Raw genomic sequence first — 20112 nt, 5'->3', positions numbered from 1 at the left:
TTAGTCTTTGGTTCTGTTTCTGAATCGGATGATAAATGCAAGTATATTCATTGCAAAAATTAGTAAAATCAATACAACTGAGGTGGCATAAGCCAATGGTCTTACCTGCTCAATGGCATTATGCTGGGTAGAGAGCATATACAAATGGTAGGGCAAAGCCATAAATTCCTGATTTAAACTGGTAGAAACACCATTGATATAAAAAGCAACCCCTGTAAATAAAATAGGGGCGGTTTCACCTGCGGCCCGCGACAAAGTAAGAATAATCCCTGTAATAATGCCTGAGAGCGCCTTGGGTATTACCACATCTCTGATGGTCTCAAACTGTGTGGCGCCTAAGGCCAAGGTGGCTTCGCGCATAGTATTGGGTACAGTCTTGAGCGACTCTTCGGCGGTTGTGATAATATATGGTAAAGAAAGCAGGCCGAGTGTTAACCCTGCCGACAATACAGATGTACCCAGCTGCATTGCCTGCACAAACAAAGCCAACCCGAACAGTCCGTAAATGATAGAGGGTATACCGGCCAGATTCCTGATTGAGGCACGGATAATATTGGTCATCAGATTTGACCTGGCATATTCATTTAAGTAAACGGCGCAGGCGACACCAAAGGGTACTGCAAATAACGTGGTAATAAAGGTAAGCAAAACAGTGCCGGCGATTGCAGGAAAAACACCGCCCTGTGTCATCCCGTTGGTTGGATATTCTGATATAAAACCCCAGGAAACAGCAGGTAAACCTTTACTGAATATATCCCAAAGAATTATTCCCAGAAACATACAAACCAGAAAGGTACTGCCTAAAAGAAACAACCAGTTAATAAAATTGACAATCTTGTTATTCATCCCTGAAATTTTCTTAATCGATTGGCCAGGTATTCGCCCATCAGGTTAATGCTGAGTGTCATCATAAAAAGCACCATAGCTATTGCAAACAATGCAAAGTAATGGGTTGTTTGGTATGGAACCTCCCCCATTTCAATAGCAATGGTAGCAGTAATGGTTCGAACAGAATCCAGAAAGCTTTTAGGCGCTACCGAAACATTGCCCGTAGCCATCAGCACAGTCATAGTCTCACCCAAAGCCCGACCCAACCCGAGCATTACGGCAGCAATCAGCCCCGGGGTTGCAGCAGGTATGGTTACTCTGAAAAGGGTTTGCCATTTGTTTGCTCCTAAAGAGATTGAAGCTTCTCTGTGACCTTGAGGAACCGCATTAATTGCATCTTCACTAATAGTTATAATAGTGGGTAGTGCCATAAAAGCCAGCAGAATAGACCCATTCAGGGCATTCAGGCCATTCTGAATTGCAAAAATCTTTGAGATATTTGGCCCTACCAATACTATTCCTAGAAAGCCTATGGCCACCGACGGAATGGCTGCCAATAGCTCAACAACAGGCTTTAAAATCAACTGAAGTTTTTTTGGAGCAAACTCTGATAAAAAAGCAGCTGTAAAAATTCCTAACGGAACGGCAATAATCATTGACCCTAAGGCTACAAAAATGGTACTGATGATGAGCGGGAAAATACTATACTGATTGTCGGGGTCCCATTGTGAGCCTGTGAAAAAATCTACCGGACTGATGTTCAGAAAAAAGGAAATGCTATTAATTAAAAGCATAAAAAATATACTTGCCAACAACATAATTGTAATGAGACCGGTTGCTTTAAAAAGCTGCCTGAAACACCAGTCGATGCGTTCTCTTCGGTTCATGTTTTTCAATCGTTGATAAGTTTTGCAGGATAATAGCCCGACTTCAGAATGATAGCAAGGCCCTCTTTTGTCTTTTCATAATCAAGAAAAGGCTTCACTTTCTGATAGTCCTTTTTTTTGAAGAACTGATATAAAGGTCGCTGAAAAAAGTACTTTCCTGAGATAATTTTCTTTGCATCCAACGGTGAAACAGCTTCACCGCCATCAGAAGTATAGATTTTTAACACTTTTAAGCCTGACCCACTCTTTTGCATCATATACCCTGCGCCTACATAACCTATACCTGAGGGGTCTACTTTAATGCCCTCAAGAATTTGGGCATTGCCATTCATCTGTTTGGCAAACGGAGAAAACCGTATTTTTAGCGACTTCTGTATATATTCATGAGTTCCCGAATTACTTTGGCGCCCGTATATGTTAATCGGAATATCGGAAGAAGTCAGCCTGTTCCAGTTATTCCATTCACCACTAAGTATTCTGGCCAGGGCTTGTGTACTGATTGAGTCAATAGATAATTGGTCAGATACAACAAAAGCGATGGCGTCCTGGGCAAAAATAAATGATGATATTTCCAGGTTTTTTGCCTTGAAATGCGCCAGCTCTTTATCATTAATATCTCTTGAAGAATTCGCAATATCAGCAGTTCCGTTGAGCAACGATGCTATTCCCAGCCCAGACCCTCCTCCGGATATGGAGACCAGCAAATCCGGATGCCCGTAGTGGAAGTTTTCAGCCAGCACAACGGCAAGATTTACTTCTGTATCAGAGCCTTTCACTTTAATTGTATTATCATGCTCTGCACAGCCGGAAATGATCAGTATGACGAGAAAAATCAACTTGCGCATCTACAAAGTTGAATTAATTATCTACTATTGACAATTCTTCCGGATTAACTGTTTGTTATATTTTGCGTAAAACAAAACTACCCGAATCTGTATAAGTGTTAATTGGTTTGGTTTTGTGGCACATACCATCAGTTTTTCTTCATCAAGCATCACCCCCAATATTTAAAAATATACCTTTTTAAATAATCAATTGCACTAAAGCAACAATATTTTAGATTATTAATCTACTAATTTGGTAGATTAAATAGAACTAGTATATATTTGCCAATCCTTATTCTTAAAAGCATTTTATGCAAACACAAAACAATTCTACTATGCAGAAAATTCTATTACTAGTTTTTGGAGTTATCTTTTCAGTGCAAACAATTGCACAAGATAACCCAACCATTAATGCCAATGTAACTGGTAAGGTGATAGATGCCGTTACTAACGACCCGCTCATTGGCGCCACGGTGTCTATCAAAGGCACAACCAACGGCGCACAGACAGATGCCAACGGAGAGTTTAAATTAATAACCGGGCAAAAGCTACCTTTTACACTGGTTGTGAGCTATATCGGCTATCAGAAAAAAGAAGTGGTAATTACCGAGCCTACGGTTGAAATCAGACTCGATGCTGCGGCAAATCAACTATCAGATGTGGTAATTACCTCTCGCCGTCGTCAGGAGTCAGCGCAGTCAGTACCCATACCTATATCTATTGTAAGAGGTGTAACCGTTGAAGACGCAGGTGCATTTAATGTAAACCGCCTGAAAGAATTAGTACCGACGGTTCAGCTATATGCTTCTAACGCCCGTAACACTACTTTAAACATCCGTGGTTTAGGCTCAACCTTTGGTTTGACTAACGATGGTATAGACCCCGGCGTCGGCTTCTACGTAGATGGTGTCTATTACGCACGGCCGGCCGCTACTGCCCTCGATTTCATTGACATAGAGCAGGTGGAAGTACTCAGAGGCCCACAGGGTACGCTCTTTGGTAAAAACACTACCGCAGGCGCTTTTAACATTACTACACGCCAGGCAAGTTTTACACCCGGCGCCAGCTTTGAGTTAAGCTATGGTAACTTTGGCTATATTCAGGCAAAAGGCTCAATAACAGGGCCGTTAAGCAAGAAACTGGCAGCCAGAGTATCATTTACCGGTACCCAGCGCGACGGGTTGCTTTTTAATGTAAGCAAGCAACAATATATAAACGATATCAATAACATCGGGCTGCGGGCTCAGTTGCTTTACGCGCCCAGCGATAATGTAAAAATAACCTTTATCGGAGACCTGACCGAACAAAAACCCAATGGCTATGGCTGGGCTGTGGCAGGTGTTGTTACTACCAAAAGACCGGCATACCGCCAGTTTAATGCCATCATAGCCGATTTAAATTACAAGCTGCCTTACTCAAGCGCTTTTGAAAGAAAAGTTGACCTGGATACGCAATCGAAGGCTGATAATAAATTTGACGGCGTCTCTGCCAATGCAGACATCAAAATCGGGAAAGGAACGCTTACCTCAACCACAGCATACCGCTACTGGAAGTGGGTGCCTTTGAACGACCGCGACTATACAGGTCTGCCTATCTTTACTATTTCTTCTGGCAACTCGGTACACAAACAGTGGTCGCAGGAAATCAGATACTCCGGACAAATCTCTTCAAAATTAAGTGGAGTAATCGGTGCATTCGGACTTTGGCAGGACCTGAAGTCTGACCCTGTACAAACCGAAGAAGCTGGTTCGGCTCAATGGCGTTTTGCCCAAAACTCTACCAGTAACTTATGGAAAACACCGGGATTGTTTGATAATTTCGGAATCAGAACAACCAATCGTATTCAAAGCACCAGTCTGGCTATTTTTAGCCAGGTTGACTGGGCCATTACCAGCAAAATCCATGTATTGCCCGGCGTAAGATGGAACTACGATAAAAAAATAGCAGACTACAAACGTGAAACCTACGGTGGTTTACAAACAACAGACCCTGCCTTGGTTGCCCTAAAAAATGGTGTTTATACCAATCAGGCATTTAATACAACAGTAAACGAAGATAACTTTTCTGGCCAGCTAACCCTGCAATACAGAGCCAGCGAAAAACTCAATGCGTTTGCTACTTACTCTGTCAGTTACAAACCGGTTGGTGTAAACATCGGAGGTTTGCCAACTGCAAGCGGGCAGGTGCTGATAGACCTGGCCAAGGTAAAGCCAGAATTTGTTTCACACAAAGAGATAGGTATCAAAACCAAACCAACAGCCAATTCAATTTTGAACCTCGTATTTCATGATACCGACATTAAAGACTATCAGACACAGGTACAGACACCAGAGCCCGGCGTAAACAGAGGGTATCTGGCAAATGCCGAAAAAGTAAGAGTTATTGGTGTTGAGGTAGATGGAAACATCAGACTTAGTAATCATTTCACAATTAATGGCGCCTTTGCCTATACCGATGGCAAATACATCTCTTTCAAAAATGCTCCTGTGCCTTTAGAAGAGGTTGGTGGCCCGCAGGCATTTAAAGATGTTTCCGGAGGCCAGCTGCCGGGTATCTCTAAATGGGCAGGTTCATTAGGTGGCGAGGCTACAACAAAAGGTAGATTACTAGGCTTAAAAGGCAATTATTTTTTAGGGCTTGATGCCTACTACCGTTCAAAATTCTCATCTAGCCCGTCTCCATCACAATACCTGAATATTGAAGGATACACGCTTACCAATGGTCGGGTGGGTTTCAGAGCATCTAATGGAATCACATTCTTTGTATGGGGCAGAAACCTGTTTAATGTTGACTACTACGAGCAACTGCTGGCGGCTCCGGGCAGTGCGGGCAATTACGCCGGTATTGTGGGCGATCAACGAACCTATGGAGTTACACTACGATACACTTATTGATATAAAAATTTAAATAATTGATGCCAGTATTCTGGCACAGAAGGGGATGCGGCAAAACCGTATCCCCTTCTGCTATTTTACAGTTTAGCGATGGCCCCACTAGCCTTTGAATTACCTGTAAATCAACCATTTAAAAGCGCATTTATTTAAATTTGGTGCCGTTAAATAAAAAAACCGCAAAATAAAGTTCAAATATTTTGCAAAATAATCACATTTTATTTCCTTTGAAGTACACTTAGCTGAGAGACTATAATTGATAATATCTTCAGAGTTATCTTTTCTTTTACTCTTACAAATTAAAAACTTAAAACCCGAGGCTAATTATTATTTAGAACCGGGATAAAATTTGATTTACAATAGTATTACTGTTTTTATTTTAACCTATAAACTTTTGTTGAACTAATTATAATTTCTCAATCATATTTGGTTCTTCCCATTACGCCTTCATCTATGCACTCGTTTCCATGAAACTGTGATTGAATGTGCGCACCCGGAATCAACCAGAACACGCAATTTTCATTTGAACTGATTAAACGCGTAGCTATAGACTTTTTGGTATCGAAATTTCTATAAGCAATCACCGAATGATTTTCCGCAAGTATCTGGAAGACTTACCGAGGATTAGTTTTACTACTGAAAACTCCACCAATTTCAATAAATACCGATAATTAACTCTTTTGTAAGTTAACCTGAGTAGAAAAATGGAGGAATACATAGGATTAATAAAAAAAATTTACTGGCTCATATCCACCAAGTGCATATTTCTTTTTGGAAGAATAAGTATTTTTTAAATGCTGAAGGCCAATGGTGGATGCTTTTTCGAAGAATTTATCGCCGGGTCTTTTCAATAGTGGATATGGATATTTCTAAATATTGGTGTTTTTACTTTTTTAATCTTTAAACTTTTGTTGAAATATGGATGAATACTTAGGTGTTATCAAACCTTTTGCAGGTGTCACTTTTGTACCTGTTGGCTGGCATCTTTGCGACGGAACACAGTTGCCCATTTCTGGCAATGAAGCACTATTTGCAATTATTGGCTATACATACGGTGGCGATGGCAAGACCAAATTTGCTTTGCCTAACTTACAAGGCAGAGCTGTTGTAGGACCCGGACAAGGACAAGGGCTAACAAACAGAACTCTTGGACAGATAGGAGGCGCTGAAAATGTGGCAATCACTGAAAGTACATTCCCAGCGCATACACATACTTCTTTTGCACTTAATGTTGATGCTGATTCCAGTAACCCTTCCGATCTTTTTTTAACCAAAACCCTCGTTGACAGATATTGCATCCAAGAAGGCAGCGATATGGAAGTAAAAATGGGAAATGATATCATTTCTACAGCTCCTGGTGGGAACCTTCCTCATAACAATATGCCTCCATTCATGGCTATCAATTATATCATTTGCGTGCAGGGTATCTATCCTGAGCGTCCGTAACTAATTGTACAGCAGAATCAATAAATAATTAAGCACCCTTAACAAATTAAATAAAATGGATGAGTACGTTGGAACTATAAAAATTTTTGCAGGCGACTATGCGCCCAGGAACTATTTGAAATGCGAAGGACAGACCCTGCCGATAATGACATATCAGGCTCTTTTTGCTTTATTAGGAACTACCTATGGCGGCGATGGCAGAAATACATTTATGCTGCCTGACCTGAGAGGCCGCCTAATCGTTCAAACGGGACAAATGCCCGGTAGCCCTAATTACAGACGACTTGGTGAAAAAGGAGGTGAGGAAAAGGTAACCCTTACCCTTAGTAACATCCCACCACATACGCATACGTACAGCGCGCTATCAGGCAATCGCGAATCTCCTAACCCTCAAAATAATTACCTGGGTAATACTGCCAGTACTTTTTATGCACAAAAAGGCCCAGATGATAAATTAGTAGCTATGGCACCAGGGGCAGTAGGCACCATTGGAGGGCAACCACACGAGAATATGCCACCCTTCATAGTACTTAATTATATTATATGCACCTTTGGATTGTACCCTCCAAGACCATAACGTAACCATTACTGTTTTAAACCATTATTAAATCGTTCGGAAATTATCAACTTTCTGCAAGGCTCTGAATATCATTTGATTAAGAACGGCTTGATGATATTTCTAACAGAAAAATACCTGGCTACTTAACATAAAACAGGGTGCATGTTAGTAATAATTACGGAATCACTTTAAACTATTTAAAAACATGGATGAATACATAGGAATGATTGTAGCTTTTCCTGGCCGCTTCGTACCAGAAGGTTTTATTGAATGTAACGGGCAGTCACTTCCCATATCACAGTTTCTAGCACTCTATTCTTTAATTGGCACTACTTATGGAGGCGATGTTAGTAAACAAATTTTTAATGTCCCTGATTTAAGGGGGCGCTCTATTATTGGTGCCGGGAGCGCGGCAGGTTTAACTTCACATAGACCCGGGCAAAATGGTGGAGCAGAAATGGTAACGCTTACTCAGATGCAATTACCCCCGCATAATCACCCGTATAATGCGCTAACTGGCCCTAAAGAAAGTAAAGACCCCAAAAACAACTACATTGGCACCGCGGGCGGAAACTTCTATGCCAAAAAAGACCCTGCTGACACCCTGATAAAAATGAACGATCTAATGCTTGAAGCAGCACCGGGTGGCAGCCAACCGCATAATAATATGGCTCCTTTCTTAGGTATAACTTATGGCATTTGTGCTTACGGGGAATATCCTCCAAGACCAGATTGATAATAGTTAAAGTCTGTTCAATCGGAAACTCGTAAAAACAGAGATTGTATGCGATTTATAAGCGCTCATTTACCAACAGCCTATTAATGGACTACTGAATGCCTTTCACTAAAGCAATTGCATTTAAGCAAAATACAAATAAACAACCATCTTAGATACTTAATATATGGACGAATATATAGGTGTTATTAAACCTTTTGCAGGTGTCACTTATGCACCAAGGGGCTGGCTACCTTGCGACGGAAGACTGTTGCAAATTTCTGACAATCAAGCGCTGTACGCAATTATTGGCACTAGATATGGTGGCGATGGCAGGTATAATTTTGCCTTGCCTAACTTACAATGTCGGGTTGTTATAGGCACCGGACAAGGTCCGGATCTAACAAACAGGACTCTTGGTCAGACAGGAGGCGTTGAAAATGTAACAATAACTCAAAACACATATCCGCAGCATACGCATATTTCTTATGCACTTACTGTTGATGCTGATTCCAGTAACCCTTCTGATCGTTTTTTAACCAAGACCCCCAATGACAGATATTGCATTAAACAAGGTTCCGATACGGAAGTAAAAATGGGAAGTGATATCATTTCAACCGCCTTTGGAGGGAACCTTCCTCATGAAAATATGCCTCCCTACATGGCAATTAATTACCTCATCTGTGTCAATGGTGTATTTCCTTTCCGTGAATAGCCCATTGAACAACATCTTTCAACTTTGTTATTAAATACCTTTAACACTTGAAATAAAATGGATGAATACATAGGAACAATAAAAATCTTCGCAGGCGACTTTACCCCCCAATATTATTTAAAATGCGAAGGCCAAACGCTGCCTATAGCGAAATATCAGGCTCTTTATGCCCTATTAGGAACAACGTACGGTGGTGATGGCAGAAATACATTTATGCTGCCCGACCTGAGAGGCCGACTAATCATTGATTCGGGACGAGGAAATAATGGTAGTAGTTACCTTACGTTAAGAGAACGTGGACAAAAAGGAGGTGAAGAAAAGGTAACGCTTACCCTTAGTCACATTCCACCTCATACGCATACATATAGCGCGCTATCAGGCAGCCGTGAATCTACTGACCCTCAAAATAATTACCTGGGTAATACCGCCAGTAATTTTTATGTAGAGGCAAAGCCAGCTGATAATTTAGTAGCTATGGCAGCAGGAGCAATAAGCCCTATTGGTGGGCAAGCTCACGAGAATATGCCACCCTTTATAGCCCTTAACTACATTATTTGCACTGCTGGATTATATCCTCCAATGCCATAACCATTATTTTTTAAAACCATTATCAAATCATCCGGAAATTATCAACTTTCTGGAAGGCTCTCAACAAAATATGATTAAGAACGGCTTAATGGTTTTTCTAACAGATAATTACCTGGCTACTTAACATAAAACAGGGTTCATATAAGTAATAATTACGGAATCACTTTAAACTATTTGAAAAAATGGATGAATACATAGGAATGATTAAAGCATTTCCAGGTCGCTACGTACCAGAAGGTTATCTGGAATGCGACGGTAGAAAACTTGCAATAAACTCCCAAAATATGCCCCTTTACACCTTAATCGGTACAACTTATGGCGGAGATGGAAAGACTTACTTTAATCTGCCTAATTTAATGAGCCGCTCAATAATTGGTGTAGGAAAATTAGATAAAACAATAAAAATACCCGGGCAAACTGGTGGAGCAGAACAGGTGACGCTGACTCAGAATGAATTACCGCCACACAATCACCCTTATAATGCACTAACCGGCCCAAGAGAAAGTAAAGACCCTACTAACAACTACATTGGCACCGCGGGAGGCAACTTCTACGCCAAAAAAAACGCGGGTGATTACCTGATAAAAATGAACGATAGAATGATTGGGGCAGCGCCGGGTGGCTACCAACCGCATAATAATATGGCTCCTTTCTTATGTATAACTTACGGTATTTGCTGGGATGGGATTTATCCTGATAGACCAGACTGAAAATCAAAATAAATCTATAAATACAGAAAACCATGGAAAATCAATTGGAAATCCAAACGGAAAAACCGGAAAAAGAAGTGCAGGCAAAAAAAACCTGGGTAAAGCCTGCCATGAGAGCCCTCAATACGGCCATAAACGCTTCTGGCACAGGTACTAGCGAAGGTGGTACTGGTGTTCCGTCTTAACCAGGTAAGCAGCAGTTAAAAGGGAGATCACATCAGTCTCCCTTTTTAGGTTTTCCGGTGTCTTAAGTCTTTCTAGTATTTTCTTTGTATCCACCATATTGCTTTCCATGTCTGCAGGCAGGCCATCTTTCAGAAGTTGACTAATAAAAACCTTGTTTTTTAACTTTCTGTAAGGAATAACAGCAGCGGTTTTGTCGTCTCTACAGATTACGTACGCTGGCAGAATACTTTGTAAAGATTTCCTGATGAAATTGCGTTTTACATCTCCGGGTCTGAACATTTCAGCAGGCAATTGTATCATATACTCCAGTAACCTGATATCGGCCATCGGGTAACGGCACTCGCTATTAGCTCTCAAAGCATGCAGATTCTCAGACTCAAACCTCAATGAAGTAAACGGCCTCATGATTCTTGAAATCATGAAGTGTTTATATGACTTTACATCAATGCCATATTCTTTGGCAGGTAGGTCTTTCAGGCGCTCAGCCTTGAGAAAATCAGAATCAATTTCTTTGGCTATAGACGCTTTATTCATCTTAAAACCAAACAATCTACCCTGTAAATACCTGAACAACGATTTGTAAACAGCTATATCAAATTTCAGAAGTTCTTTCATCACTCTGCCAGGCCTGCAACTATACCAGATATCATACATCCATCGGGTTCCATAATCGGTTACTAATTCATCTCCCGAAAAACCACTAAGTTTTACCCGGCAACCGGCGCTTTGCATCGCTTCATAAATAGCATTCTGCCAGGTAGTGTTTTGCTTGTTCAGCCCCCCGTGTACGCGAATGGTCTCCTGTAATTCATCCTGATAATTAGTAAACGGATGCCGGTTTAACTTAAAAATATTCTTTTTATTGAACCCGAATGAATCTAAAAGTTGATTCTGAATGTGTTCTTCCTCCACTATCTCTTTCTCAGCAAGGACACGCCCCTCATCTGATTGTACCAGAGAGAACGAATAAAGGTTTTCAAAAAGAGTTTTTTTAGCAGAAAGTACCTCATTGGCCATACAGGCAATTGTTGAAGAGTCAAGCCCTCCGCTTAACTCCAGCCCTACGCCAAAAGATTCTATCCCACGTAACCGGCATCTGACAGCCTCAAAAAACAATTGATAAAATTCGCGGTAAACTAGTGCTGCATCTACCGGTTTTTCAGGGAAACACGGCTTTAGCTCCCAGTACTTTGTAATCTGAACTCTCTCATTAAAATAAAACAGATAATGGCTTGGTTCTAAGCGGTAAATATCATGATAGCACGTGTGCTTTACATTTAAATATTTAAGGATATATGACCCATGAAGCAACCCGGCCACGTAAGATTTCTTATAGCTTAAATCAATAAATGGCAGGTGAAGAAAAGCGTTCAGATCACTCGAAAAAAGAATTAGATTCTGCTGGCAGGTATAAAACAAGGGTTTCACACCCAGGTGGTCTCTGGCCATAAAAAGCGCTTTTTGTTGTTTATCCCAAACCACAAAAGCAAAATCGCCAATAAGGTGCTTTACACAATCATTCTGGTAGAAGGTGTAAGCGGCCAGTATAAATTCGTGGTCAGAAGCCTTTAGGGGGTCCTTAATTTTTAATTCAGAAGCCAGTTTTTCCCGGTTATCAATTCTGCAACTGGCGGCCAATACATAGCGGTCGTTCTGAACTATGGCTGATGCGTTAAAAGATTCGGGAGTATTGAAAAGAAACTTGTTACATATATAAATTTCATCAGACTGGTAAACACCCTCGGCGTCACCTCTGAAAAAATTCATGGCTTGATACATATTCAAACCAATCTCAGAAACATTCATTGTTTCATTGAGACTTAAACAGCCAAAAAATTGTGACATATCGGTTAGTCGCAGCAATAAGTTTATAGAAAGAATTCTTATTTTAATCTAAAATTACGTAATTTGTAAATAAAACGCAACCACGCTCAATGACTATTAATTATATAGCTTACGGACTACCCATTGTTTCTGAAATTGATTTACCAGGGTTTATACCGCTTACTGATACAAGCAACCCGCACAAACCATTATTTGTTAAAATTGGCAAAGTACCTCTTAAACTGAAAAATGAGCCAACAGCTAAAAAGCCTTTTTCTACCTTCAACGAAACGGAATATCTTTTCACAATGCCAGACCTGGCCCGTTATTACGTACATGATGGAGAAGAAATAATTATAGAACCCAACAGCGAAAAACAACAGGACATCCTGCTTTATTTTTACTCTAATTGTATGGCTGCAGCCTTGTACCAACGCAACCTTGTTCCTTTTCATGTGTCTGGTGTGTTTATTGATGACTCAAGAATTGTGCTGTTCGCCGCTCCGTCGCGCGTGGGTAAATCTACCACCTCATTGATGCTTCAGCAAAAAGGATATGCTCCTTTTACTGACGACACAGCCATATTAAATGTAGAAAACGGCAAATGTTATGCCTATGCTTCATATCCGGTAATGCGCTTATGGGATAGCACGCTTAAAAACCAGACAATCCTGGATGAATCAGACAAGCAATTGATAAGAAGCGAGGTTAGCATCAATAAGTTTGCGTTTTCGTTTCATGACCGGTTTGTTACCGAAAAAGTTGAGGTTGCCGGTATTGTAAATATGAATGCCGAAGGCGAAAACATTAAGGTAAAAAAACTGAATTCTGTAGAGGCAATTGAGGCCCTGTCTGGAAATGTATACAGAAAAAACTGGGTTAATGGCATGCAAAAAGAATTGGTCAAGTTCAGGCATTTAACCGGCATTGTAAAAACTTTCCCTTGTTGGCAGGCCAACAGGCCTAAAAACAAATCCACGTTCACTGCGTTTGCAGACACATTAGAAGCTGAGATTCTGGAACCCTTAAAGCAAAAAGCTCTAATTTTGAAGTGATGGAATTAACCGGATTACGCTCTTTTCATGAATCGGATTCGAATCCGAAAATTGTTTGGCTGGCCTCTTACCCAAAGTCTGGTAATACGTGGTTCAGGTCTTTTCTGTCTGTGCTTATCAGTAACAAAGACCTGGATATAAATAACCTGCAAACTAACGGTATATTTTCTGGCAAATTAGTTTTTGAGGACGCACTAGATATTGATGCCGACTATATCGGGCCACAAGAAGCGGAAACCTTAAGAAGATTTTCATTCAGGTATCTTTCTGAAATAAGCAGAAAACTGATGTACATTAAAATACATGACGCTTACACATTTTCTGAATTTGACTCACTGCCGTTGGTTCCTACTGAACCTACAAAAATGGCAATTTACCTGGTTCGGAATCCGCTTGACATAGCCCTTTCATTAGCTAATCATCAGGACATTACAGTAGATAACGCCATTGACAATTTTCTAATAAACCCAACAAGTACATTTGGTAAAAAGACTAATAACAGTTCTCAACAGTTTTTTCAAATGTTAGGGACCTGGTCAGACCACGTAGAAAGCTGGCTTAAATACCCAACATTCCCTGTTCACTTTATCAGATATGAAGATCTAAAAGCCATGCCCTTTGAAACATTTAAAGGCGCCTTAAATGCCATTGGTTTGGAAGTATCTGATACACAGATAAATCAGGCGATAGAATTAACCCGGTTTGAAAAACTAAAAGAACAGGAACAAAAAAGAGGTTTCAGTGAAAAAATGGTCTCTGCCAATAGTTTCTTTTTTAAAGGAGTGGCTGGCCGGTGGAAATCAGAATTAACCGAAAAACAAATCAAAAAAATAAAAGAGGTAAACCAACCTATGATGCAACACTTTGGGTATTGGTAGAATCTTTGACACTACAACTATGTACACTATAAACACTAACAGAATTTTACTGACCGAACTAGGTGATGAAGGCATATTATTTGATATGCAAACGAATGAATATGTATCTCTGAACGAAACGCTTTACAAAATACTTCAAGGTATTGAACAGGGAAACAACGTTGAAACTATTGTGCAGGATTTACATACCGAATACAATATTTCTGAAGCGGAGTGTGCTGCTGATGTTAATCTTGCTCTGACAGAACTGGAAGAAAAAACTTATATTGTTAAATGCGTTTCCTAAAAAAAATAAGAGCGTTTTTCCGTTGGAGCCTGAGGCGTAAACTGCTGTTGGCATTTACTGTTCCTCTGGCTCTATACAGCTTTTTTCTATTCCGTTTTTTTCATTCAAACGCCAGATTCGGAGAAAGAAACAAGCCTGTTGATGTAGACAATAACGTTGATATGCAACTGGTGAGAGACATCAGCATAGTTATTAAAGTTGTAGCCAAATATAGCTTCTGGAACAACGTCTGCAGGCATCAGGCTTATCAGGCAAAAGTACTTTGCCGGCTATATAGCATACCCTATAAAATTTATGTGGGTTTTAAGAAGAATGAAGCAGGCACCATAGAAGGCCATGCCTGGACAACGGTAAACGGCCAATTTGTAACCGGCTTTTGTGTAGTTGAAGATTATGTAGTACATAGCACATTTGCCTGATTTAAACTGCCTTCATAAGAAAAGCGAGAAAGGTATAAGACCCTTCTCGCTTGACTATCTTACTTCTTCATTTTGTTTTCGAACAAAAATACTCCGTTTTTATTTGCAACCACCAGGTCAATCTTCTTATCATTGTTCATGTCGCGGGCTACTATATTCAGCCCTGCACCAGAATCATTATCAATTACATGTTCTTTCCAGTATGGCGATTTACCGGGGGTAAACTCAAACCAGAGCAAAAACGGAGCGTCGGCATCGCCGGGGTCACGGCCGTGGTGCGCCAGAAATCTCTTGCCTGTAATGTAATCATTCTTACCATCACCATTCAAGTCAGCCATAATTGATGAATGCGTTTGCGCAGTTGTGGTACTCATAAGGTGTGTAACAAAATCAATCCTGCCGTCTTTTTCTACCTGCTCATGAAACCATATACCCAGTGCATGGGCAGAGGCGCTCACTACATCGTTCCGGCCATCGCCGTTTACATCTAATACCTGCATGTGCGAGCAAGGTTCGCCCAGATTAGCCGGATGAAACTTCCAGTTACCAGCCTTGTTGTCTTTTGTTCCTTCAAACCAGCCTTCACGTATTACCACATCTTTGAGACCGTCATTATTGATATCGCCAAAACCAATACCATGCGAGAATATTTCAGTACCCGGAACATTTTCTTTACTGATGGCGTGGCGCTTCCAGGCGGTTTCACCTTTTCTGGTTGGGGCTTGTAACCATACAATCTGTTTTTTGGTTTTGTCTCCGCAAAGAATATCCAGTCTGCCGTCGTTATCAATATCAATAAATCCGGGCGATTCGTTTGCAATACCCATAGAGTCGGCAATGATATGCTTTTCCCATTGGCCAGGTCTGTTTTTGGGGTTTTCGAACCAAAAACCGGCTTTCCCCGGAAAATCAATAATCACTACATCATCCCAGCCATCCAGATTTACATCCATACCCAGATTAAGAAAAGATTCACTATATTCTTTTCGAGGGTCAAAAGCACGAGATGGAGCCATTTCATGGCGTTTCCAGTCTGGCGCTTCAAACCAGTAATATCCGGCTACAATATCCAGTTTGCCGTCTTTATTTAAATCGGCTACTGCCACACCCTCTGAAATGAAGTCTGCCGTGATTTTGGTTTTCTTGAAATCAGTTGAGGTAAAGCTTTGAGCTGAGGCATTTCCTATAAAAACCACACCTGCCAGCCAATATACCCAATGCTTTATATTTTGTTTTATTTGCATATTCTTACTGTTTTATAATTGGTAAAATTAATGAGACACCTCTTCATTTTCATGCTGATGCGCCTGTGCCGGGTTTAGCACTTTATTGATTAACTGATGGTTTTCCTGATTGGCTTTTGTTTGTACTCTGGCCAGTTTACTATCCAGTTCTTTCAGAAGTGCTTTTGATTCGGCGGTATTCAAGGCACCAGTGCGTTGAATGGCATAGTTCAGAAACCTGGGCAATCTGCTTCTTTCTGCCATCTGAATAAATCTTCTGGCATCAACTGCCGCTAATGGCTCGGCTGCGTACCAAACCATCAACGGCAGATTATGGTCTGCTTTATCGACAACTTTTTGAGCCAGTGCGTCTACCACTTCCCATCTTTGGGCTGGTTCAATTCTCTGCATGGCAGAGGCCAGATACAACCTTACCAAAGCAGAGTTATCGGTTTTTGCCATTTGCACCAATTGCTTCAGGGTTTCCGGCGAAATATGGTTGTCTTCAGCCAGTAACTGAATTGCCCAGCTCCTGATATATTCATTCGGGTTTGACAATAAAGCAACTAAATCTTTTTCTGAAAGGCCTTTGGTTACATGTAATGCCCAAAGCGCTCTTAGTTTACGGGTTACATCAGGATTTCTGACCAGAATTTCCTTCAATGCCTCATGAACCTTAGGATTTGGCCCGCGCTGCTGCAAAATAGCTCTGGCTTGCCTTACATACCACTCATTCGGGTTCAACTGATAGCTCACCAGCTCCAAATCTGTTGCCTTAGATAAATCTACCTGTACCCATTTGTCGTTTTCATGGGTAATCTTAAAAATCCGGCCCATTGTTTTATCGTGCACATCAGGATTTGAACTATGACACTGGTTTTTATCATACCAGTCAATAGCAAAAACAGACCCGCTTGCATCATACTTAAAATTAAGCCACTGCGACCAACTATCGTTCATAACCAGGAAGTCCTTGTTGTGTGACGCCACATATCCCGAACCGGAGCGGGTTAGCTGGTCAACATTCAGCCTGGCTCCGTTGATATTATTCATAAATATCTTGTTTCTGTATTCGGCTGGCCAGCTGTTACCCAGATACAACATGGCACCAGCATGTGCATGGCCCCCACCTGCAGCAGCAGACCTGAAATTACCTGCATGCGGCCCCCTGTCGCCCAGCCAGTGGCGATGGTCAGCAATGGTTGTGATGTCATCATAAATATAAGGGTTAAAATGCTTACCCGCCTGGCGGAAGTACCTTGCCCCCTGAATGATATGATACATGTGCGGAATAACACAGGCTGTTATAAATGGATGCCCGTAGTCGTTGAAGTCAAGCCCCCAAGGGTTGCTTGAGCCCTCGGCAAATACTTCGAATTTCTGCGTTGTGGGATGAAACCGCCAAACACCTGCATTGAGTTTCACCCTCTGGTCGTCAGGCGTACCAGGCTTTCCAACTTTTGAGTGAGTAAATACTCCATGCGTGCCATATAGCCAGCCGTCCGGCCCCCATCTGAAACTATTCAGTACTTCATGTGTGTCTTGTGTTCCCCAGCCATCCAATAATATTTGTGGCGGGCCTGCGGGCTTATCGTTTTCAGCATCTAAAGGCACATACAACAGATAAGGAGCAGCACCTAACCAGACCCCTCCCATGCCCAGTTCAATACCACTTACCAGGTTAAGGCCCTCCATAAATATCTTTCTTTTGTCTAGCGTGCCGTCGCCATTGGTATCTTCAAAAATCAGGATACGATCTCTACCCTGCCCTTCCGGAGCCGGAACCGGATAAGTATGACCCTCTACTACCCAAAGCCTGCCTTTCCAGTCTATTGTAAAACAAATCGGACGTATAATGTCTGGCTCGGCTGCTGCAAGGGTTACCTTAAACCCTTTGGGGGCTGTCATTGCTTTGGCAGCTTCGGTTCCTGAAAGACCGGCGTTAAGAACGGGGTCTAGTGGAGGCAGGATAATAATATCTTTCTGTTTCAGCTCATTAGCGAAAGTGGGGCGGCTGGGATAAAACAAAAAATTATCGAAATTTATGTGCGCCCAGATATCGTTAGAGATGTAGGGTATCTGCGATATGCCGGTTTCATTGTCAACAATTCTGATGAAAATGTTTTTGTTCAGATACGGTCTTAAATCAACAACAACCGGTTGCAGCGTCGCTCTGCCCTGCCCTGTTGAATGAAAAATCACTTTTTTAGTGTCGGCCAATACAATTTCTACACGTGTATCCTGCAAGGCCCCTCCAGATACTCTGAAAGCTGCATAAGGCTGCGTAACTTTAAAAGGTACCGAAGTAAGTGTTCCGGTCAACTGATAATTTCTGGTTCCGCCACTGCTTAAAAAGTGTTTGCCTTCAAAGCCAATCACCATGTCTTTTTCATGCACCGGCGATGGCTCCTGACTAAAAACTGCATTGGCAAATGCATTTCCGGTGGCTGTCCAGTCTTTTAATGTGCCTGTCTCAAAATCCAGGTTCAGCGGTTGGCCGTCTTTCATAGGCAACTTACCTACGGCAACAGCTTCAGTAATGGGTCCATCTACCACTTCCAATTTGCCCACCATACCTGCTGCACGGTGCCCTGGTACTGTGCAATAATAGGTGTCGCTTTTTTCAGCCTTAAAAATGATGCTGGCTTTCATACCTTTTTCAGATACAGTTTTACTCTTCACGCCAGCTTTTTCAAGTGCTATGTCATGGGTCATCAGCTCGGTATTCACTATAGTAATGCGTACAGTTTTACCTTTAGTGGCTTTCAATGTCGGATTTCTGGTGCCGTTTTTGGCAAAATAGCCCAGCATACTGGCTTCAAGGGTATAATCAAAATCGACTTTTACGGTGTCCTGAACAATTCTGGCTTTTGTGGGCAATTCTCGGGCATTAGCGCCGGGTCCTCTCAGCATAAATACCAGCAAGGGTAAAAAGAGCAGATGGGATTTTTTCATAGTTAACAAGGTTGAATATAGTTATTAAAATTAGGTTGAGTTTTTTATGTTGAATCGTTATTGGGTAGGTTAAAAAAATACATTCATTAATTCAGCATTCGCTAATTCTCAATTAGTCTGGTAGTTCTTCAAGTATTACATCTTTAAAAGCCACCTGTGCGGCACCACCACCATGAATCTGAAAACCTATAAGACCTGACTGCGGAATACCGGGATCAGGCTCATAATAATCTACTGTCTGCTTGCCATTGACATATAATCTTATGTGGCGTTTTTCGGCTCTTATTTCATAATCATTCCAATCGTTTTTCTTTATCCATTTCAGCACCTGTATAGAATCGGGTCTTATCAACGTTTTATTCCTTCTTGATTCATCATACAAACCGCCCCAGAATCCTTCTCCCCAATCAGCCTGATAGCCTTCCATTTCGTAGGGTGGGTTCACGAGGCGTTTGCTTCTGAACTGTATGCCCGAATTGATAAAACCTTTACTGCCGGTTAGTTTTACCTTCAGTTTCATGATAAAATTCCTATAAGGGCGAGTAGTACAGAGGAAGTTGTTATGCGGCACTTCTTTATCTGTAGCGCCTCCAATCAGCATCCCGTTTTCAATGCGCCAGGTATAAATTGTGTCGCCCTCCCAACCTCTAAAGGTTTTGCCATCAAAAAGCCTGACAGGTTTTTTTGTAGATTGAGGTATGAAGCCCATCAGACAAAAGCCGACGAGTGCCAGAAAAACAAGAAAGGATTTCATTTAAAGGTCTGGTTAAGATGGCGGAGCAATGCCTAAAATTTGGCAGCTTTGTGCAGAATAAATACGCTTTGAAATTTTTTAAGATACTCCGTTTCTCAAAGTTATGATTCTGGAATTAATTTTCAGCGCAAAATTTTTATTTTTTCAGAATAACAGAATTTATCTCATCACTTGCCTTAAATGTTCGCTATCAGCATGTTATGAAACCAGTAATTGAACCAGCGTTTGCACAAGCTCAATAATTGGAAACCAGGCCCGGCCACTGCATGGGTTTAATCCCGGTTTGCTGCCTCAACAGTGATGATGCTCTAAGGAATATTGCTGGAAATAAAGAAGCTAAACGGGTAAGTAAAATAAAGATGGCCGGCC

19 protein-coding genes are annotated in these 20112 nt (G+C 41.4%); 12 read left to right on the top strand and 7 right to left on the bottom strand.

Features of this window, described 5'->3' with window-relative positions; genetic code table 11:
- From pstA to MB380_RS03875, 3 genes are read right to left on the bottom strand one after another with little or no spacing between them, the layout of a single operon-like run.
- Positions 1–846 carry a phosphate ABC transporter permease PstA gene (gene pstA / locus MB380_RS03885; protein ID WP_253533532.1) on the bottom strand — a complete coding sequence of 282 codons (846 nt, stop codon included), beginning with the start codon at positions 844–846 and terminating at the stop codon, positions 1–3.
- Entirely contained in the window at positions 843–1715 is an 873-nt protein-coding gene (gene pstC, locus MB380_RS03880) for a phosphate ABC transporter permease subunit PstC (protein WP_253533531.1), read from the bottom strand. The genes pstA and pstC overlap by 4 nt, the downstream gene beginning before the upstream one ends.
- Positions 1716–1720: 5 nt before the next feature.
- Positions 1721–2560, bottom strand: coding sequence for a substrate-binding domain-containing protein (locus tag MB380_RS03875; RefSeq protein ID WP_253533530.1), 840 nt, complete (start codon positions 2558–2560; stop codon positions 1721–1723).
- A 314-nt stretch (positions 2561–2874) separates the two neighbouring features.
- Between MB380_RS03875 and MB380_RS03870 the strand changes: the two genes are divergently transcribed.
- The 8 genes from MB380_RS03870 to MB380_RS03835 all read left to right on the top strand — a co-directional run bounded on the left by MB380_RS03870 (position 2875) and on the right by MB380_RS03835 (position 10348).
- Positions 2875–5433: a TonB-dependent receptor gene (locus MB380_RS03870; RefSeq protein ID WP_253533529.1), complete on the top strand. Its 2559-nt coding sequence runs from the start codon at positions 2875–2877 to the stop codon at positions 5431–5433.
- 915 nt (positions 5434–6348) lie between these two features.
- Positions 6349–6876, top strand: a complete 528-nt coding sequence (locus MB380_RS03865; protein WP_253533527.1) for a phage tail protein — start codon at positions 6349–6351, stop codon at positions 6874–6876.
- Between the two features lie 55 nt (positions 6877–6931).
- A complete protein-coding gene (locus tag MB380_RS03860) occupies positions 6932–7453 on the top strand; it encodes a phage tail protein (protein ID WP_253533525.1) in 522 nt (173 codons plus the stop codon).
- 187 nt (positions 7454–7640) lie between these two features.
- On the top strand, positions 7641–8171 hold the full coding sequence (locus tag MB380_RS03855) for a phage tail protein (protein ID WP_253533523.1): 531 nt from the start codon (positions 7641–7643) through the stop codon (positions 8169–8171).
- A 166-nt stretch (positions 8172–8337) separates the two neighbouring features.
- Positions 8338–8865 carry a phage tail protein gene (locus MB380_RS03850; protein WP_253533521.1) on the top strand — a complete coding sequence of 176 codons (528 nt, stop codon included), beginning with the start codon at positions 8338–8340 and terminating at the stop codon, positions 8863–8865.
- Between the two features lie 57 nt (positions 8866–8922).
- A complete protein-coding gene (locus MB380_RS03845; RefSeq protein WP_253533519.1) occupies positions 8923–9453 on the top strand; it encodes a phage tail protein in 531 nt (176 codons plus the stop codon).
- Positions 9454–9635: 182 nt separating this feature from the next.
- Complete coding sequence (locus MB380_RS03840; RefSeq protein ID WP_253533517.1) at positions 9636–10163, top strand: phage tail protein; 528 nt, start codon at positions 9636–9638, stop codon at positions 10161–10163.
- A gap of 32 nt (positions 10164–10195) precedes the next feature.
- The gene (locus tag MB380_RS03835; protein WP_253533508.1) at positions 10196–10348 is read left to right on the top strand and encodes a hypothetical protein; all 153 of its coding nucleotides are present in this window, start codon (positions 10196–10198) and stop codon (positions 10346–10348) included.
- Here the strand turns inward: MB380_RS03835 and MB380_RS03830 are convergent.
- A complete protein-coding gene (locus MB380_RS03830) occupies positions 10317–12155 on the bottom strand; it encodes an asparagine synthase-related protein (protein WP_253533507.1) in 1839 nt (612 codons plus the stop codon). The genes MB380_RS03835 and MB380_RS03830 overlap by 32 nt on opposite strands.
- 128 nt (positions 12156–12283) lie before the next feature.
- Here MB380_RS03830 and MB380_RS03825 point away from each other — a divergent pair, with 128 nt between their 5' ends.
- From MB380_RS03825 to MB380_RS03810, 4 genes are read left to right on the top strand one after another with little or no spacing between them, the layout of a single operon-like run.
- Entirely contained in the window at positions 12284–13228 is a 945-nt protein-coding gene (locus MB380_RS03825) for a hypothetical protein (RefSeq protein ID WP_253533505.1), read from the top strand.
- Positions 13228–14106 carry a sulfotransferase domain-containing protein gene (locus tag MB380_RS03820; RefSeq protein WP_253533503.1) on the top strand — a complete coding sequence of 293 codons (879 nt, stop codon included), beginning with the start codon at positions 13228–13230 and terminating at the stop codon, positions 14104–14106. The genes MB380_RS03825 and MB380_RS03820 overlap by 1 nt, the downstream gene beginning before the upstream one ends.
- A gap of 19 nt (positions 14107–14125) precedes the next feature.
- Positions 14126–14392 carry a PqqD family protein gene (locus MB380_RS03815; RefSeq protein WP_253533501.1) on the top strand — a complete coding sequence of 89 codons (267 nt, stop codon included), beginning with the start codon at positions 14126–14128 and terminating at the stop codon, positions 14390–14392.
- Entirely contained in the window at positions 14380–14811 is a 432-nt protein-coding gene (locus MB380_RS03810) for a lasso peptide biosynthesis B2 protein (protein ID WP_253533499.1), read from the top strand. The genes MB380_RS03815 and MB380_RS03810 overlap by 13 nt, the downstream gene beginning before the upstream one ends.
- A 59-nt stretch (positions 14812–14870) precedes the next feature.
- Here MB380_RS03810 and MB380_RS03805 read toward each other — a convergent pair whose 3' ends face one another.
- From MB380_RS03805 to MB380_RS03795, 3 genes are all read right to left on the bottom strand, one after another.
- A complete protein-coding gene (locus MB380_RS03805) occupies positions 14871–16055 on the bottom strand; it encodes a VCBS repeat-containing protein (protein WP_253533497.1) in 1185 nt (394 codons plus the stop codon).
- A 27-nt stretch (positions 16056–16082) separates the two neighbouring features.
- Positions 16083–18989: a PVC-type heme-binding CxxCH protein gene (locus tag MB380_RS03800; protein ID WP_253533495.1), complete on the bottom strand. Its 2907-nt coding sequence runs from the start codon at positions 18987–18989 to the stop codon at positions 16083–16085.
- Positions 18990–19101: 112 nt separating this feature from the next.
- Positions 19102–19743 (bottom strand): DUF1080 domain-containing protein, encoded by a 642-nt coding sequence (locus MB380_RS03795; RefSeq protein ID WP_253533493.1) that lies wholly within the window; start codon positions 19741–19743, stop codon positions 19102–19104.
- Positions 19744–20112 lie beyond the last annotated feature (369 nt).

Origin of the sequence: Emticicia sp. 21SJ11W-3, from assembly GCF_024138715.1 — a bacterium.
Lineage (GTDB): Bacteria > Bacteroidota > Bacteroidia > Cytophagales > Spirosomataceae > Emticicia > Emticicia fluvialis.
The sequence above is the reverse complement of the archived record's forward strand: the minus strand, read 5'-3'. Positions and strand labels throughout refer to the sequence as shown.

Coding starts and splice junctions, on each gene's coding strand:
- pstA (WP_253533532.1), bottom strand. CDS start 846: ATGAATAACAAGATTGTCAATTTTATTAACTGGTTGTTTCTTTTAGGC.
- pstC (WP_253533531.1), bottom strand. CDS start 1,715: ATGAACCGAAGAGAACGCATCGACTGGTGTTTCAGGCAGCTTTTTAAA.
- MB380_RS03875 (WP_253533530.1), bottom strand. CDS start 2,560: ATGCGCAAGTTGATTTTTCTCGTCATACTGATCATTTCCGGCTGTGCA.
- MB380_RS03870 (WP_253533529.1), top strand. CDS start 2,875: ATGCAGAAAATTCTATTACTAGTTTTTGGAGTTATCTTTTCAGTGCAA.
- MB380_RS03865 (WP_253533527.1), top strand. CDS start 6,349: ATGGATGAATACTTAGGTGTTATCAAACCTTTTGCAGGTGTCACTTTT.
- MB380_RS03860 (WP_253533525.1), top strand. CDS start 6,932: ATGGATGAGTACGTTGGAACTATAAAAATTTTTGCAGGCGACTATGCG.
- MB380_RS03855 (WP_253533523.1), top strand. CDS start 7,641: ATGGATGAATACATAGGAATGATTGTAGCTTTTCCTGGCCGCTTCGTA.
- MB380_RS03850 (WP_253533521.1), top strand. CDS start 8,338: ATGGACGAATATATAGGTGTTATTAAACCTTTTGCAGGTGTCACTTAT.
- MB380_RS03845 (WP_253533519.1), top strand. CDS start 8,923: ATGGATGAATACATAGGAACAATAAAAATCTTCGCAGGCGACTTTACC.
- MB380_RS03840 (WP_253533517.1), top strand. CDS start 9,636: ATGGATGAATACATAGGAATGATTAAAGCATTTCCAGGTCGCTACGTA.
- MB380_RS03835 (WP_253533508.1), top strand. CDS start 10,196: ATGGAAAATCAATTGGAAATCCAAACGGAAAAACCGGAAAAAGAAGTG.
- MB380_RS03830 (WP_253533507.1), bottom strand. CDS start 12,155: ATGAATGTTTCTGAGATTGGTTTGAATATGTATCAAGCCATGAATTTT.
- MB380_RS03825 (WP_253533505.1), top strand. CDS start 12,284: ATGACTATTAATTATATAGCTTACGGACTACCCATTGTTTCTGAAATT.
- MB380_RS03820 (WP_253533503.1), top strand. CDS start 13,228: ATGGAATTAACCGGATTACGCTCTTTTCATGAATCGGATTCGAATCCG.
- MB380_RS03815 (WP_253533501.1), top strand. CDS start 14,126: ATGTACACTATAAACACTAACAGAATTTTACTGACCGAACTAGGTGAT.
- MB380_RS03810 (WP_253533499.1), top strand. CDS start 14,380: ATGCGTTTCCTAAAAAAAATAAGAGCGTTTTTCCGTTGGAGCCTGAGG.
- MB380_RS03805 (WP_253533497.1), bottom strand. CDS start 16,055: ATGCAAATAAAACAAAATATAAAGCATTGGGTATATTGGCTGGCAGGT.
- MB380_RS03800 (WP_253533495.1), bottom strand. CDS start 18,989: ATGAAAAAATCCCATCTGCTCTTTTTACCCTTGCTGGTATTTATGCTG.
- MB380_RS03795 (WP_253533493.1), bottom strand. CDS start 19,743: ATGAAATCCTTTCTTGTTTTTCTGGCACTCGTCGGCTTTTGTCTGATG.